Below are 14935 nucleotides of genomic sequence, written 5' to 3' on the forward strand. Positions count from 1 at the left end.
CCGCCGGGGGGGGGGGCCGCCGGCCGGCCCGCGCCCCCCCCCCCCGCCGCGGGCGGGGCGCGCGGGGGGGGGGGGGCGGCGGGCGATCTGTTCCGGTGTCAGGAAATCGGACATGCCCCGATCGTTGCATGCCGGGCGGTATCCGCTCCCGTCAGCGTGGCGGTGGCGCCTGCTGCGCGGCCTCCTGACGGGCCACGCGGTCGTCGCGGATCTGGATGAGTTCGCGGAATCCGATCCGGTCCCAGCCGGGTTTCGGCTGGATACCCCACTCGTCCCGGGCCGTTTTCTGGCCCGCCGCTTCCGGGGGCCCGCCGAACGGGGGGCCGGACAGCGGGTACGGGTGTTCGCATTCGAGAGTGTCGTCGGAATACCTGACCTTCATCAGTTCACTGCAGATCTCGGTGAACGACAGGGTGGGCCAGCCGTACCAGAGCGCCAGCGCCGGAACGGTGAACGCGCCCTCGATGACGAGCGCGAACAGGCAGACGAAGATGGCGCGCCGCAGCCATGTGTGCATCCGCGCGTACGGTGCGGTGGTGCCCGGCGGCAGTTCGGGTTTCCCCGGATCGGTGGTGGGGGTGGAGGTGCTCATCTGGGAGTCCTTCGAGCGAGTTCGGTGGCCGGCCGGTCAGTCGGAGAAGATCTCGCGATTGACGGTGTGCAGGTAGGGAATCGCCAGGAACGGCGTGATGTAGAAGATGTCGTAGAGCCACCAGCCGAGCACCGGCAATACGACCCCGTCGTAGCGCACATCGGCGTACATGGTCATGTTGAACGTGTAGCCGATCCAGATCACCAGCCCGAACCAGCAGGTGACGATCATCCACTGGTGTCCCCAGCGTTTCATCTGCAGGAAGGCGATGGCGGCGGCGATCCGCATCGGGAACACGGTCAGCATCAGGGCCACTTCCCAGCCCTTCTCGCCGGGGGCGCCGGCGCCGCCGATCCACAGTTCGTTGTAGTGCCAGAAATAGCCCGCGTCGAAGAAATTGCCCCACGCGGTGAGGATGACGCGGTTGATCAGCGTGTGGTTGGCGATGAGGTCCAGGGCCCAGCCGAGACTGTTGAGCGCGGCATCGAGGATCACCAGATAGCCGATCAGCGTGACGATGATCGGGCGCACCGACAGGCCGGATCGCTGGGCCCGGCGTTGCAGCCACACCCCGCGCAGGAAGATCGGCAGGCCGACGATACCGAGGACCAGCGTGCCCATCAGCAGTGTGCCGCCCGTCAGCCACCAGTCGGCTTCGCGCTGGGCCCGGCGGGATTCGTCGTGGTGTTCGTCGTAGGCGTCCTTCGGCCCGGTCGCTGCTGCCGCGCCACGCCAGGGGAGAGATACAGCCGAGAGTTTCACGAGGGCTCCTACCAATCCCGGACCGAATACATATGCAGTTGGATGAGGAACATCGCCAGGAGGAACCCGTAGGCGAAGATCTGGACGGCGATCAGTGCGCGCCGTCGCCGGCGGTCCTGCTCGTTCATGGGCTGTACTCCTCCTTCTACACCGGCTGCGCGGCCTGGGTATCCGCGGTGGCCAGGGCGGCCGCCGCGATTTCGCGCAGTCCTTCACCGATCGCGCCGTTGGTGCTCAGCGGCGCGAGCAGGCACGCGTATGCGGCATCCCATTCGGTTGCTCCCGCGGCGATGAGATGCGCCGTGGTGACCAGGACCCGCGTCGAGGGCGGTTCGTAATGGAAGACCTCGTCGGCTTCGCGGATCGTGCGGGCGCAGTCGACCAGCCGGCGCGCGACCTCCCGCGGCACCCCCGTTTCCGCGACCACCACCGCGGCCTCGCGGTCCGGATCCAGATAGTCCATGGTCAAGGTCATGAAGCGCTGCCGGAACGAGGGTTTGAGTTCTTTCAGCGAACTCCGGTAGGCCGGGTTGTAGGAACAGACCAGCATGAAGGTCTCCGGTGCGGGTACCACCTCGCCGGCCCGGTCGAGGTACAGCGACCGGCGATGATCGGTGAGCGAATGCAGCACCGCCAGCGAATCGTGCCGGGCCTCGGCCACCTCGTCGAGATAGCAGATCGCGCCGTTCTTCACCGCGGTGGTGAGCGGGCCGTCGTTCCAGACCACATCGCCGCCGGTCACCAGGAACCGGCCCACCAGGTCCGCGCTGGTGAGATCGTCGTGGCAGCTGATCGTCACCACCGGCCGCCGGAGCCGCTGCCCCATGAATTCCACGAACCGGGTTTTCCCGCAGCCCGTCGGCCCGGTGAGCATCACCGGTATCCGTCGCTGAAAAGCCTTGTGGAACAGATCGATATCGTTTCCGGTCGAGTAATACTCCGTACTCATCCGCACCTCTCATCCGGTTGCCGGCGGCATGGACCGTGTGTTCCGGCGCTGCGACCGACACCGGCGGCACCGCTTCGCCGCTTCGGTCGCGGTGCGGCCACGTCGGCCGTATCCGCCGGTGCCCATCACACCGCGACCAATTCGCGATGGACGTGGGCGAGGACGCGGGGCAATTCCTCCACGCGGTGGATCCGCCGGGAACGCCGGGCACCGAAAACGGTGGGCAGCGGATCGACGCGGACCGGCCCGATGCCGAGGTAGTAGACGGTGACGCCCGCTTCCCCCGCCTCCTCGACGGCGTGCGCGACATCCGCCCAGGCGTACCGCCCTTCGTACCCCTCGTCGGAGATCAGGCCGTCACCGAGAATCAGCAGCAGCCGCCGTTGTGCGGGCTGTGCGAGCAAACGGCTTGTGAGGTGCCGGATCGGCGCGCCGAGCCGGGTGTAACCGCCGGTTTCCAGGCCGAGACCACCTGGATCGACGAAACTCCGGTCGTCGAAATCCTTCAGGCAGCGCACCTCCACCCGGTGCCGGGTGTTGCCGGTGAACACGAAGATCCCGTGTCGCTCGCCGACCGCCGCCAGCGCCTGCGACAGCGCGTCCGCGCACGCCAGTTCCAACCGGAACGTGCGCCCCTGGTGTACGCCGAGCGACGAACTCCCGTCCAGGAGAACGGCGGTGACGACCTCGCGGGCGGCGGGCAGTAGTTCCCGGAACACCCGCGGCTGCGGCGCCGCGCCCGTCAGAAGGGTCACGTAGTGGTCGATGTAGCGGTCGATGTCCAGGTCGGAACCGTCCTCCCGGCCGCCGATCATCGCACGGTGGGTGCGCTCGGCGAACCAGCGCCGCACATCCACCGTGGCCGGCGCGGGACGGTGCGCCTGCCGGGCCTGCGGGCGTTCCAGGACCGCGACGTGGCCGGGCAGGAAGCTGCCGGTCCACATATTCCATTCGGGGTAGGGGATACCCACCCGCCGATCGGGTGCGATCTCGAGGTCTTCGTTCTCCGGGCGGCTCGGCGGTGGCAGATTGGGATTGCGCACCCCGCCCTCGCCGCCGACGGGTACCGCCATGGCGCGGTAGGAGTCGGTACGCGGCGTTGTCCACGGCATCCGCCCGTACATGCGCCGCACCGCCAGCGAAACCCGGCCGCGCGCCACAGCGGTGAGCGGCGGCGACCCAAGGATCGGAGGCGGGACCGGGGTGGGTGCCGAACGGGCCGCCGCCACCGCCCGTTCGAGTATCGCCGGACCGTCCAGGTCGGGATCGCCGAATTCGAGCTCGGGCAGTACGCGACGTAATTCCGGGATCAGTCCCGGAAATCGCGCGGCGACCCACCCCAGCGCGACGGACCCTTCCACCACCGCGAGGCTCGCGCGCTCCCGGGGCGACAGTTCGTGCAGCGTGTACCGGGCGATTCGTTCCTTCGACGGCGCACATTGCAGCGCGACACCGCAGGTCACGGTGCGACGGGTCCAGCCCGGCAGCGGGGGATAAGGTACGTGCACGACGGTCTGGGTGGTGTTCAGGCCGAACGCCCGGCGTTCGCCGGTGATCAGCCGGGCACCCGTGCGGCGCCGCGCGGAGAACGCGACCGCGGTGACGGCGCAGCTGCGCTCCAGTGCGGCGGCGGGGGTTTCGCGGACGTCCATGGCCGGTCACCGATGCCTCTGGCGCTCAATCGATCCGCTGGCTCAGAACGTCCCGATATTGCGCATAACCCAATACCAGAACCCGATCACGGCGCCCATGGAGCCCCAGGCGACGATCAGGCGCACGATGTCTTGCCACATGGGAACCTCCGGTATGTGCTGTTCTCGGCAGCCGGACGGCGGATGCTCATCTCGGCTCCATCCCGCGCAGGGCGACGGTGACGTAGTTGTCGAGCATGGCCGCTCGTACGGTTTTCGAATCGCTGGTGGTCGTGAGCAGCGCGTAGAGCCCGAGCAGGAAGAACACCGCGCTGTGGAAGGGATCGATCTCGGGGGCGGCTTCCCCGTTGTCGCGGGCCCGGCCGATCTCCTCGACCACCAGCACGATCAGTGGGTGATCGGTCCATTCGTCGTCCGGCGGGCGGGTCGGGGCGAAATGCAGCCCGAGGACATCCTTGAACAGGATCGCACCCACCCGCCGCTCGACCGAGAGCACCAGCCGCACCGCCTTCTGCAGGGCGGCCGGTAGATCGTGTGGCCGTGCGACGAACCGGGCGAACTCCTTGGCGACCCGTGCCTCCTCGCGCCGTTCCAGCTCCAGCAGCACATGTTCCTTGCTGGGGAAATGAAAGTAGAACGTGCCACGCGCCACCCCGGCGGCCTCGATGATGGCGCCCACGTCGGCGCCGGCCGTGCCGGTGCGCCGGAACTCGGCGACGGCGGCCTCGAAAACCCGCTCCCGGGTTTCCAGGCGCCGGGCTTCCCGGCCACCAGGCCGCTGAGTCGGTGCGTTCACGGCACCCATTAGGGACCATTGGTTGAAAGATGTCAATAAAAAATTTCAATGACACTAGTCAACCGGGCTTGTGAGATGTTGTTGCCGAGAGGATTACAGTTCGGTCGGATTGCTCAGGGGGCAGCATGACCGGATCGGCGCGAGCAGGGGTCGATCGTGGTGCCGAGAGGCGAGGATCAGTCTGCGGTACGGATCTGGGAGAGGAATTCGGAATTCGTTTCGGTCTGCCGGAGGCCGGTCAGTAGTAGTTCGAGCGACTGCTGCGGCTCGCGACCCGCCAAGGTCTTGCGCAGGGCGGCGGTGGCGGTGCGCTCGTCGGAGGAGAGCAGCAGCTCCTCCTTGCGGGTACTCGACCGATTGATATCGATGGCGGGGAACAGGCGCCGGTCGGCGGCGTGCCGGTCGAGTTTCAGTTCGGCGTTCCCGGTGCCCTTGTATTCCTCGAAGATCACGGTGTCGGCGAGCGAGCCGGTCTCGACCAGCGCGCTGGCGATGATGGTGAGCGAGCCGCCGTTCTCGATATTGCGGGCGGCGCCGAGGAACTTCTTTGGTGGTGCCAGCGCTGCGGCGTCGACGCCGCCGGAGAGGATCCGCCCGGACCCGGCGGCGGCCAGGTTGTACGCGCGGGCCAGCCGGGTCAGCGAATCGAGCAGCACCACGACGTCGCGGCCCATCTCGACGAGGCGTTTGGCATGTTCGATGGCCAATTCGGCGAGCGCGATATGGTCGCGGGCCGGTTGATCGAAGGTCGCGGCGGCGATCTCGGCCGGTACCGCACGGGACAGATCGGTCACCTCTTCGGGGCGTTCGCCGACCAGCACCAGCATCAACTGGCATTCGGGATGGTTCTTGGCGATACCGTGCGCGAGGGATTGGAGCACGGAGGTCTTACCCGCTTTGGGTGGTGCGACCACGAGCGCGCGCTGACCTTTTCCGATCGGCATCACCAAATCGGTGATACGCGTGGTCAATTCGTGCGGTTCGGTTTCCAGCCGCAGACGGTCCTGTGGGTACAGGGGGACCAGATCCGCGAAATGCGGGCGCGACTTCGCGCTGTCGGGCGGCAGGCCGTTGACGCTCTCGACCCGGGCCAGCGGCGGCAGTTTCGCGCCCTCCCGCCCGGTGCCGAGCGTGCCGGTGAGGGTGTCGCCGCGACGGAGTCCGTACTCGCGGAGCAGACGCGGCGGCACATGGGCGTCGTGCGGTCCGGGTAGATACCCGTCGACCCGCAGCGTGGCATCGTTGTCGGTGATGTCGAGGATCCCGGCGATCGATACCGAATCGTCGTCGGGTGTGCTGGTTTGCCTGTGAATAGTCTTGTCCTGCATGACTTTCCTCCTGGGTTGGGGTGGTGTGAACGGCCGGTGGCCAGGAATTCCGCATGCTGCGATCAGCGCGCCAGGGGCGCGGAGACGAGATGTGGCGGTGCCGGGCGGGCCGGAATCAGGCCGGCCGGACGCTGTGCCGAGTCGACGGCATTCGAATACCGAGCGGGTGAATGCGAAGCCTTGTGGGAGGGAGTGTGCCACCTACGTCCACAAGATGAAGACCGCCTTTACAGTAACGGCACCCGGTTCAACACGCAACAGTGCCGGCTTGTTCCCCGTACGCGGCGATGAGTTCCGCCGCGCGATCCGGTCTCGATTCCTGTACCCGATCGACCGCACCCGAGGAGAGCAGATGACCGCGACCTACACCTTCGACGTATTCTCCAGCCTCGACGGTTACGGCGCCGCGGGTGGGAACTGGACCGGTTACTGGGGTAAACAGGGCCCCGAACTGCTCGGCCACCGCCTCGCCGTGTACGCCGAGGACCAGATGATGGTCTTCGGTGCGAACACCTACCGCGCGTTCGCGCAGATGCTGGCCGCGAGTACCGAGGACGCCGACGTCCGCGATCCGTGGGTCACCCGGATGCGGAACCTTCCGGCCACGGTCGTCTCGACCACCCTCGAGGCCCCCCTCGACTGGCCCGATGCCACCGTCGCCGGCGGCGACGCCGTCGATATCGTCGCCCGGTTGAAGAAGGAGTCCGCCGTCCCGTTGCGTTCCCACGGCAGCCTGTCGATGAACCGGTCCCTGCTGGCCGCGGGCCTGGTGGATCGCGTCCAGGTGACGCTCTTCCCGGTGATCACGGGAAGGACCGGGCTGGACCCGATCTTCCGGGGCGCCGAAGATTTCGACCTCGAACTGCTCGAGACCCGGACGCTCGACGGCAACATTCAGGAGTTGATCTACCGGCCCACCCTGCACACCTGAGTCCGGCGCATCGCCGATACCCGGTCGCCGTACCGCTCGGGAACGGGACCGGGACCGGCGGTCAGGACAGGGCTTGTGGCCGGCGGGCGAGGATGGAGGCGATGCCCGCGGCGGCCGCCTGGACCGAGGACGCGTGGACCTCGGGGCGGAAGCGGGTGACCGGGCCGGTGACCGAGATGGCAGCGGGCGGTTCGTCGCTGCCGTCGAGGATGGGGGCGGCGACGCAAGCGATGCCGAGGGTGGATTCCTCGTGTTCGAAGGTGACTCCGGTGTCCACGGCGTGGGCCAGCTGGGCGCGCAGCAGACCCGGTGCCACCACGGTGCGGGGGGTGCGGCGGACGAGGGGGCCCGCCAGGATGCGGTCGATGGTTTCGGGTCCGGAATGTGCGAGCAAGGACTTGCCGATTGCCGTGCAGTACAACGGCATTCGGCCGCCGATCCGGGAGGGGGCACGGGCCTGGCGGTGGCCGCCGATCTTGCTGATGTAGACCACCTCGTCACCGTCGCGGACACCGAGGTGCACCGTTTCGCTGGTGCGGGTGAACAGGTCCTGGAGGAAGGGGATGGCGACCTCGAGCAGGGTGCGTTCGGTGGCGGCGCGCATACCGAGTTCGAACAGGCCGCGGCCCAGCCGATAGCCGTCGGGGGAGGAACTGAGCAGCCGGGCCGCCACCAGATCGCGGCTCATGCGGTGCACGGTGGCCTTCGGGAGGCCGGTACGGCGGGTGAGCTCGGATAACCCGACGGCTTGGTCCTCGACGCCGAACGCCTCCAGGATCAGCAGTGCGCGGCCGAGGACGGAGCGGTCGTCGAGTGGGCGTTCCGGCATGGTGCTCCTTCTCCCGGCGGTCCGGTCAGTGGACCATTCTACTGCTGAGCTGCACCGTGGCGGATCGCGAGCTGCCGGGCCGGCGTGGGTCGCGCTGTCGGTACTCGGCTGGATCACCCAGCGCCACCTGTTCGCCGACAAGCTCGGGATTCAGCACCTCGTGGTCGACCGCGGTGAAGAGCAGCGAGGCGCGGGCTCGACCGCTGATCGACCGGGCGTCGCGGGGCGTCGTGGCCGGCACGCTGGGAATCGGCCCGCAGCGTCAGCGGTGCCGGACGGCGTCCGTGCGTTTCCGGTAGACCGCGTGCCCGACCTGCAGGTAGGACAGCCGGTCGGCCGCGCGGGTACTGAATCGCCGGACGACGTCGTAGACGCGGGCGTCCTTGCCGATGACGACCCGGCCCCGGCCTTTCATGGTCGCATCGACGATGCGGCGGGCGACCGTCTCCGGTTTCCCGGAGAAGGCCTTGGCGACGTTCTCGGGCGCGCCCATCTGCTGCGAGACCTTGCGTACCAGGTCGGTCCAGACGGATCCCGGCAGCACCGTGGTCACCGTGACGTTCGAGCGGCCGCGCAGATCCTGTGCCAAACCGTAGCTGTACAGCGCGAGAGCGGCTTTCGACGCCCCGTACACGGCCGAACCGGGCACCGGGACGATCGCCGACAGGCTCGAGGTGTTCAGGACGACACCCGCGGGCCGCTGCAGCAGATGCGGGAGGAACGCCCGCGTCATCCATACCGCGCCGAAGAAATTCACCTGCATCAGGGTTTCGATCCGGGTGTCCCCGAGGTCGGCGATGGTCTGCAACTCCTGGGCGATACCCGCGATATTGAACAAGCCGTCCACCCGGCCGTGGGCGGCGAGCACGGTGGCGGGGAAGGTGGCCACGGCGTCGCGGTCGGCGATATCGAGGGTGTGGGCGGTGAACCGGGACGAGTCCGAGACCAATCCGGCGGTGCCGGCCAGGGCCTGTTCGTCGAGGTCGGCGCCGGCGACGAACGCGCCGCGATCGATCAATTCCTGAGCTACGCAGCGCCCGATTCCGTTGCCGGCTCCGGTGACTACGAAGACTTTTTCCGCGACCTGCATACCCGATCTCCTGTTCGAACTGCCGTACAGGGCGCTCAACGTATCAGGTGCTGTATCGGATATTCGCCGTCGCGAGTGCGCTGCCGCATGGTCCGGAGCCGCCGGTCGTCGCGCGGTCGCAACTCCTTACCGGGTGGTCCAGTCAGTGGACCAATTCGCTGTTCAGCTGGGGGAAAGCGGTGTGCACTGGTAGCACCCAACGATGAGGAGAACGGAGGTAGTGGTGGCAACCACTGTCGAGGGCACCAGCACGTCCGGTGTCGACGAGTCGATCGTCGCCCGGGCCGCGCAGCGCCTGATCACCGCGGCCGAGACCCGGATAACCTGTGCACCGCTGCGGGACGGGCTGATCGGTCCCGACGATGTCGCCACGGCCTACCGGATCCAGGAGCGGTTCAACGCCGCCCGGCTCACCCCGGGTGTCACCGTGGTCGGCCGCAAGATCGGTGCCACCTCGCAGGCCGTCCAGCAGCAGCTGGGCGTCGACCAGCCCGATTTCGGGGTGCTGTTCTCCGATATGGCCTATGCCGACGGCGATGTGATCCCGATCGACCGCCTGCTGCAGCCCAAGGCCGAGGCCGAGGTCGCGTTCCTGCTGGGTGCGGACCTCGCCGAGGGCCCGCTCGATATCGCCCAGTGCCGGGCGGCCGTCGCCGAGGCCATGGCCGCCCTCGAGATCGTGGACAGCCGGATCACCGACTGGAACATCTCCTTCGCCGATACCGTCGCCGACAATGCCTCGAGCGGCCTGTACGTGCTCGGCGGTGAACGCCGCACCCTCGACGATTTCGAGCCCGTCGAAGTCACCATGAGCATGAGCATCGACGGCGAAGAGGTCTCCACCGGTAACGGCGCCGCCTGCCTCGGCGACCCGCTCAACGCCCTGTCCTGGCTCGCGCAGCAGGCCCGCACCTTCGGTGAACCGTTGCGCGCCGGCCAGGTGATCCTCTCCGGTGCGCTCGGCCCGATGCGGCCGCTGCACCCCGGTGCCACCGTCACCGCCGCCATCTCCGGCCTCGGGACGGTGTCGGCTTCCTTCACCACCGCTTCGGAGGTCTCCCAGTGAGTGACAACAGCAAACGCACCAAGGTCGCGATCATCGGGTCGGGCAATATCGGCACCGATCTGATGATCAAGGTCATGCGGCATTCCCGGTTCCTGGAAATGGGCGCGATGGTCGGTATCGACCCCGCGTCCGACGGGCTGGCCCGCGCCGCCCGGCTGAAGGTCCCGACCACCCATGAGGGGGTGGACGGCCTGATCGCGCTGCCGAATTTCGACGAGATCGAGATCGTCTTCGACGCCACCTCTGCCAAGGCGCACGAACAGAACCACGCGAAGCTCGCGCCGCTGGGCAAACGCCTGATCGACCTGACGCCCGCCGCGATCGGCCCCTTCGTGGTGCCGCCGGTGAACCTCGAGGAACACCTCGAGGCGCAGAACGTGAACATGGTGACCTGCGGTGGCCAGGCGACCATCCCGATCGTGTCCGCGGTGTCGCGGGTCGTACCGGTGCCCTACGCCGAGATCGTGGCGTCCATCGCCTCGAAATCCGCCGGGCCCGGCACCCGCGCCAATATCGACGAATTCACCGAGACCACCGCGCACGCCATCGAAACCGTGGGTGGCGCCGAACGCGGTAAGGCGGTGATCATCCTGAATCCGGCGGAACCGCCGCTGATCATGCGCGATACCGTCTTCTGCCTGGTGAACGCGCCCGACGAGGAGTCGCACGATCAGATCAAGGCGTCGGTCGTGAAAATGGTCGACGATGTCGCGGCCTATGTGCCGGGCTACCGGCTCAAGCAGGAAGTGCAGATCGACCCGATCCCGCAGGACCAGCCGGTGCACACCCTGCTGGCGAAGGACAACGCCCTGTTCCCGACCCATCGGGTCTCGGTATTCCTGGAGGTGGAGGGCGCGGCCCACTACCTGCCCGCCTACGCCGGCAACCTCGACATCATGACCTCCGCCGGGTTGCAGGTCGCCGAGCGGATCGCACAGAACAGCCAGCAGGCCGCATGAGCGAGTCAGGCCCGGAGGCGGTAGCGCAGCGTAACCACGCAGGGCCCTCGCTCATGCGTAATCGGCAGAGCATGAGCGAGTCAGGCCCGGAGGCGGTAGCGCAGCGTAACCACGCAGGGCCCTCGCTCATGCCAATAGACAAGGAGGGTGCACGATGAGCGCCACAGAATCGGTGACCTCGGTTTTCGTGCAGGACGTGACCCTGCGCGACGGGATGCATGCCATCCGGCACCGCATCACCCCGGAGAACGTGGGCAAGATCGTGGCCGCGCTCGACGCCGCCGGTGTCGACGCGATCGAGGTCGCGCACGGTGACGGTCTCGCCGGTGGATCGGTCAACTACGGTCCCGGCTCGCACAGCGACTGGACCTGGCTCGAGGCCGCGGCCGCGAATATCGAGAATGCCCGGCTGACCAGCCTGTTGCTGCCCGGTGTCGGTACAGCCGAGGATCTGCGGCGGGCCTGGGGCCTGGGTGTGCGGTCGGTGCGCGTCGCTACCCATTGCACCGAGGCCGATGTCGCCGCTCAGCACATCGCGACCGCCCGCGAGATCGGGATGGACGTTTCGGGCTTCCTGATGATGAGCCATATGGCCGAACCCGCCGAACTCGCCCAGCAGGCGAAACTCATGGAAAGCTACGGCGCGCACTGTGTGTACGTCACCGATTCCGGTGGCCGGCTCACCATGAACGGCGTGCGCGACCGGATCCTGGCCTACCGTGACGTGCTCGATCCGGACACCGAACTCGGTATCCACGCGCACGAGAATCTTTCGCTGTCCGTGGCGAATTCGGTGGTGGCCGTCGAGAACGGCGTCACCCGGGTCGATGCCTCCCTCGCCGGACACGGTGCGGGCGCGGGCAATACACCGATCGAGGCGTTCGTCGCCGTCGCCGATGTGCTCGGCTGGAAGCACGGCTGTGATGTCTTCGCCCTGCAGGACGCCGCCGACGATCTGGTCCGGCCGCTGCAGGATCGCCCGGTGCGGGTGGACCGCGAAACCCTCACCCTCGGCTACGCCGGTGTCTACTCCAGCTTCCTGCGGCATGCGGAAGCGGCGAGCGAACGCTACGGAATTGATGTCCGCACCCTGCTCATGGAGGCGGGCCGGCGCCGGCTGGTGGGCGGTCAGGAGGACATGATCGTCGATATCGCGTTGACGATGGTGGCCGAACGGGAAGCCGAACAGCAGCCGGCCTGACCGGATTCGCGAGGACGCTCCCGGATCGAGTGGGCAGGTACCCATTCGATCCGGGAGCGTTCGGGCTCGGCGGGTTTTATACTTGGGGATTCGGCATGGTCCAGCCCGTCATCTCCGCAAAGAGTCGAGTTGACGCTGGAGGCGTTCGGCGTCCTGTTGCGCTGTCTGCTGACGCAGGCGGATTCCGTCCACCACCTCCCCGGGGGCCTTGGCCAGAAAACCTTCGTTGCCGAGTTTCTTTGCCGCTGTGTCGAGTTCCTTCTGTGCGGCGGCGAGGGCTTTCTGCAACCGTCTGCGTTCGGCGTCCACATCGATCGCTTGCGAGAGGTCGAGGCGGATCCGCGCGTCCCCGATGGGCAGTGTGGCGGTGGCGGTGAAACCCTCCGCCGGGGTTTCGAGCCGGAGCAGTTGCCGGATGGCCGTTTCATGTGGCTGCAATACGGGGGTGAGTTCGAGTTCGGAAGGCACTCGCTGGGTGGTGCGTACGCCTTGTTCGGACCGGAACCGCCGGACCTCGGTAACGAGCTGCTGCAATTCGACGATTTCGCTCTCGGCAGCGGTGTCGCGGTACCCGCTGTCTATCGGCCAAGAGGCGATAACAACCGATTCGCCTTTGGTGAGTGTGGTCCAGAGCTTCTCGGTGACGAACGGGACGATCGGATGCAGCAGTCGCAGCAGGTTGTCCAGCACGTGTCCGAGGACTCGGCGGGCCGAATCTGCTGCCGGGCCGCCGGATGCGTACGTGGCTTTGGATAATTCGAGGTACCAGTCGAACACTTCGTCCCAGGCGAAGTGATACAGCAGCTCTGAAAGCTTCGAGAACTGGTAGTCCTCGTAGAGCCGGTCGGCCTCGGCGATCACAGTGTTGAGCCGGGACAGTATCCACCTGTCCACCGCCGTCTGCTCGGAGTAGTCGGGGAGCTCTCCGTGGGTGGTGGCGCCGTTGAGGAGGGCGAAGCGCGTCGCGTTCCAGATCTTGGTGGTGAAATTGCGGGCGCCTTCCACCGACTCCTCGGCAATCGGGGCGTCGGTGCCGGGGTTGGCCGCGCGGGCGAGGGCGAAGCGCAGCGCGTCGGTGCCGTAGCTGTCCATCCAGGTGATGGGGTCGACGACGTTGCCAAAGCTCTTGCTCATCTTCTTGCCGAACTTGTCGCGGACCATGCCGTGCAGCGCAATAGTCGCGAACGGCGGTTGCCCGGTGGCGTAGATACCGAACATCATCATGCGGGCGATCCAGAAGAACAGGAGGTCGTAGCCGGTGAACAGGACTGTGTTCGGGTAGAACTTGGCCAGGCTTTCGGTCTGTTCGGGCCAGCCCATGGTGGAGAACGGCCACAGCGCCGAAGAGAACCAAGTGTCCAGGACATCGGGATCTTGGGTCCAGCCTTCGGGAGCGGTTTCGCCTGGACCGATGCAGGTCATCTGGCCCTCGGGGCCATACCAGATGGGGATGCGATGGCCCCACCACAGTTGGCGCGATATGTTCCAGTCCCGCAGATTGTCGACCCAATCGAAGTATCGGCCGGCCAGCTCGGGTGGGTGGATGGCGACACGGCTTTCGCGGACTGCATCGCCGGCTGCCTTCGCCAGGGGCGCGACATTGACCCACCACTGCATCGACAACCGCGGTTCGATGACGGTGCCGCAGCGTGAACAGTGCCCGACGGCGTGCACGTAGGGACGTTTTTCGGCGGTGATACGGCCTTCGGCGCGCAAGGCTGCGACAACCGCGCTGCGCGCCTCGAGGCGGTCCAGGCTCTGGAATGGGCCGTGGGCGGTGATGATGGCCCGCTCGTCCATCACCGTGATGGACGGCAGACTGTGGCGTTGCCCGATCTCGAAATCGTTCGGGTCGTGGGCGGGAGTAACTTTCACCGCGCCGGTACCGAACTCAGGATCGACATGTTCGTCGGCGACGACTCGGATGCGGCGGCCGGTCAGTGGAAGTTCGATCTCGCGGCCGACCAGGCGGCGGTAGCGCTCATCGTCGGGATGCACCGCCACAGCGGTATCACCGAGCATGGTCTCGGCGCGAGTGGTGGCGACCACAATCGAATCCGCGTCGTTGCCGTAGCGGATCGAAACCAGCTCGCCCTCGCGCTCCTTGTGGTCGACTTCGATATCAGAGATGGCCGTTGTGCAGCGTGGGCACCAATTGATGATGCGTTCGGCGCGGTAGATCAGGTCATCGTCGTAGAGACGTTTGAAGATCGTCTGCACGGCATGGGACAGGCCCTCGTCCATGGTGAACCGTTCCCGGCTCCAGTCGACGCCGTCGCCGAGTCGGCGCATCTGCCTGGAGATTGCGCCACCCGACTCGTTCTTCCACTGCCATACTCGCTGTTCGAACGCTTCTCGGCCGAGATCGTGGCGGGACTTGCCCTCCTTGGCGAGCTCTCGCTCGACCACGTTCTGGGTGGCGATTCCGGCATGATCAAGTCCTGGCTGCCACAGCACCTCGAAGCCCTGCATCCGTTTGCGGCGGGTGAGCGCGTCGATCTGGGTGTGCTCGTACGCGTGGCCCATATGCAGGCGGCCGGTGACATTCGGAGGGGGGATGACGATGGAGTAGGCGGGCTTGGGGCTGGTTTCGGCGGCGGCGAAGTAACCGTTGTCTACCCACCGTACGTACAGCTCGCCCTCTAGCTCTACCGGTACGAAGGTCGTCGGCAGGATTGTCGGGTCCATGCTGCTACGGGGATTGTTATCGGTCACGCCGCCCAGCATATTGGCTGGCCGGCCTAGGTGTCCCGGCCCCTCCGGGTCCGGCGATCCGGCGT

The 14935-nt window shown here is 67.1% G+C and carries 14 protein-coding genes; 4 read left to right on the top strand and 10 right to left on the bottom strand.

The window, feature by feature from the left end; translation table 11 throughout:
- Positions 1 to 151: 151 nt before the first annotated feature.
- The 6 genes from QH276_RS17190 to QH276_RS17215 all read right to left on the bottom strand — a co-directional run bounded on the left by QH276_RS17190 (position 152) and on the right by QH276_RS17215 (position 6079).
- Positions 152 to 592: a hypothetical protein gene (locus QH276_RS17190; RefSeq protein WP_280401196.1), complete on the bottom strand. Its 441-nt coding sequence runs from the start codon at positions 590 to 592 to the stop codon at positions 152 to 154.
- Positions 593 to 628: 36 nt separating this feature from the next.
- Positions 629 to 1354, bottom strand: a complete 726-nt coding sequence (locus QH276_RS17195; protein ID WP_432278705.1) for a hypothetical protein — start codon at positions 1352 to 1354, stop codon at positions 629 to 631.
- Positions 1355 to 1499: 145 nt separating this feature from the next.
- Entirely contained in the window at positions 1500 to 2303 is an 804-nt protein-coding gene (locus QH276_RS17200; protein WP_280401197.1) for a CbbQ/NirQ/NorQ/GpvN family protein, read from the bottom strand.
- Between the two features lie 125 nt (positions 2304 to 2428).
- On the bottom strand, positions 2429 to 3955 hold the full coding sequence (locus QH276_RS17205; protein ID WP_280401198.1) for a nitric oxide reductase activation protein NorD: 1527 nt from the start codon (positions 3953 to 3955) through the stop codon (positions 2429 to 2431).
- Positions 3956 to 4142: 187 nt separating this feature from the next.
- On the bottom strand, positions 4143 to 4751 hold the full coding sequence (locus QH276_RS17210; protein WP_280401199.1) for a TetR/AcrR family transcriptional regulator: 609 nt from the start codon (positions 4749 to 4751) through the stop codon (positions 4143 to 4145).
- Between the two features lie 176 nt (positions 4752 to 4927).
- On the bottom strand, positions 4928 to 6079 hold the full coding sequence (locus tag QH276_RS17215; RefSeq protein WP_348536660.1) for a transcription termination factor Rho, short form: 1152 nt from the start codon (positions 6077 to 6079) through the stop codon (positions 4928 to 4930).
- A gap of 352 nt (positions 6080 to 6431) precedes the next feature.
- Between QH276_RS17215 and QH276_RS17220 the strand changes: the two genes are divergently transcribed.
- The gene (locus QH276_RS17220; protein ID WP_280401200.1) at positions 6432 to 7010 is read left to right on the top strand and encodes a dihydrofolate reductase family protein; all 579 of its coding nucleotides are present in this window, start codon (positions 6432 to 6434) and stop codon (positions 7008 to 7010) included.
- A 61-nt stretch (positions 7011 to 7071) separates the two neighbouring features.
- Here the strand turns inward: QH276_RS17220 and QH276_RS17225 are convergent, their stop codons facing one another.
- Genes QH276_RS17225 through QH276_RS17235 form a run of 3 tightly spaced genes read right to left on the bottom strand, consistent with a single transcriptional unit; the run spans position 7072 to position 8929 of the window.
- Positions 7072 to 7839, bottom strand: a complete 768-nt coding sequence (locus QH276_RS17225) for an IclR family transcriptional regulator (protein WP_280401201.1) — start codon at positions 7837 to 7839, stop codon at positions 7072 to 7074.
- Positions 7840 to 7864: 25 nt separating this feature from the next.
- The gene (locus QH276_RS17230; protein WP_280401202.1) at positions 7865 to 8080 is read right to left on the bottom strand and encodes a hypothetical protein; all 216 of its coding nucleotides are present in this window, start codon (positions 8078 to 8080) and stop codon (positions 7865 to 7867) included.
- A gap of 21 nt (positions 8081 to 8101) precedes the next feature.
- Positions 8102 to 8929: an SDR family NAD(P)-dependent oxidoreductase gene (locus tag QH276_RS17235; RefSeq protein ID WP_280401203.1), complete on the bottom strand. Its 828-nt coding sequence runs from the start codon at positions 8927 to 8929 to the stop codon at positions 8102 to 8104.
- Positions 8930 to 9131: 202 nt separating this feature from the next.
- Here QH276_RS17235 and QH276_RS17240 point away from each other — a divergent pair, with 202 nt between their 5' ends.
- The 3 genes from QH276_RS17240 (at position 9132) to dmpG (ending at position 12155) form a co-directional block, all read left to right on the top strand.
- Positions 9132 to 9995 carry a 2-keto-4-pentenoate hydratase gene (locus tag QH276_RS17240; RefSeq protein WP_280401204.1) on the top strand — a complete coding sequence of 288 codons (864 nt, stop codon included), beginning with the start codon at positions 9132 to 9134 and terminating at the stop codon, positions 9993 to 9995.
- Entirely contained in the window at positions 9992 to 10954 is a 963-nt protein-coding gene (locus tag QH276_RS17245) for an acetaldehyde dehydrogenase (acetylating) (protein WP_280401205.1), read from the top strand. Before QH276_RS17240 ends, QH276_RS17245 begins: the two co-directional genes overlap by 4 nt.
- Before the next feature lie 154 nt (positions 10955 to 11108).
- Positions 11109 to 12155: a 4-hydroxy-2-oxovalerate aldolase gene (gene dmpG, locus QH276_RS17250; protein WP_280401206.1), complete on the top strand. Its 1047-nt coding sequence runs from the start codon at positions 11109 to 11111 to the stop codon at positions 12153 to 12155.
- 108 nt (positions 12156 to 12263) lie between these two features.
- Here dmpG and QH276_RS17255 read toward each other — a convergent pair whose 3' ends face one another.
- Positions 12264 to 14882, bottom strand: a complete 2619-nt coding sequence (locus tag QH276_RS17255; protein WP_432278706.1) for a valine--tRNA ligase — start codon at positions 14880 to 14882, stop codon at positions 12264 to 12266.
- Positions 14883 to 14935 lie beyond the last annotated feature (53 nt).

Source organism: Nocardia carnea, from assembly GCF_029869215.1.
In the GTDB taxonomy this organism is placed as follows: domain Bacteria; phylum Actinomycetota; class Actinomycetes; order Mycobacteriales; family Mycobacteriaceae; genus Nocardia; species Nocardia carnea_B.

What these genes read in the sequence shown, in the direction of transcription:
- QH276_RS17190 (WP_280401196.1), bottom strand. Translation starts at nt 592, where the DNA reads ATGAGCACCTCCACCCCCACCACCGATCCGGGGAAACCCGAACTGCCG.
- QH276_RS17200 (WP_280401197.1), bottom strand. Translation starts at nt 2,303, where the DNA reads ATGAGTACGGAGTATTACTCGACCGGAAACGATATCGATCTGTTCCAC.
- QH276_RS17205 (WP_280401198.1), bottom strand. Translation starts at nt 3,955, where the DNA reads ATGGACGTCCGCGAAACCCCCGCCGCCGCACTGGAGCGCAGCTGCGCC.
- QH276_RS17215 (WP_348536660.1), bottom strand. Translation starts at nt 6,079, where the DNA reads ATGCAGGACAAGACTATTCACAGGCAAACCAGCACACCCGACGACGAT.
- QH276_RS17220 (WP_280401200.1), top strand. Translation starts at nt 6,432, where the DNA reads ATGACCGCGACCTACACCTTCGACGTATTCTCCAGCCTCGACGGTTAC.
- QH276_RS17225 (WP_280401201.1), bottom strand. Translation starts at nt 7,839, where the DNA reads ATGCCGGAACGCCCACTCGACGACCGCTCCGTCCTCGGCCGCGCACTG.
- QH276_RS17235 (WP_280401203.1), bottom strand. Translation starts at nt 8,929, where the DNA reads ATGCAGGTCGCGGAAAAAGTCTTCGTAGTCACCGGAGCCGGCAACGGA.
- QH276_RS17240 (WP_280401204.1), top strand. Translation starts at nt 9,132, where the DNA reads ATGAGGAGAACGGAGGTAGTGGTGGCAACCACTGTCGAGGGCACCAGC.
- dmpG (WP_280401206.1), top strand. Translation starts at nt 11,109, where the DNA reads ATGAGCGCCACAGAATCGGTGACCTCGGTTTTCGTGCAGGACGTGACC.
- QH276_RS17255 (WP_432278706.1), bottom strand. Translation starts at nt 14,882, where the DNA reads ATGCTGGGCGGCGTGACCGATAACAATCCCCGTAGCAGCATGGACCCG.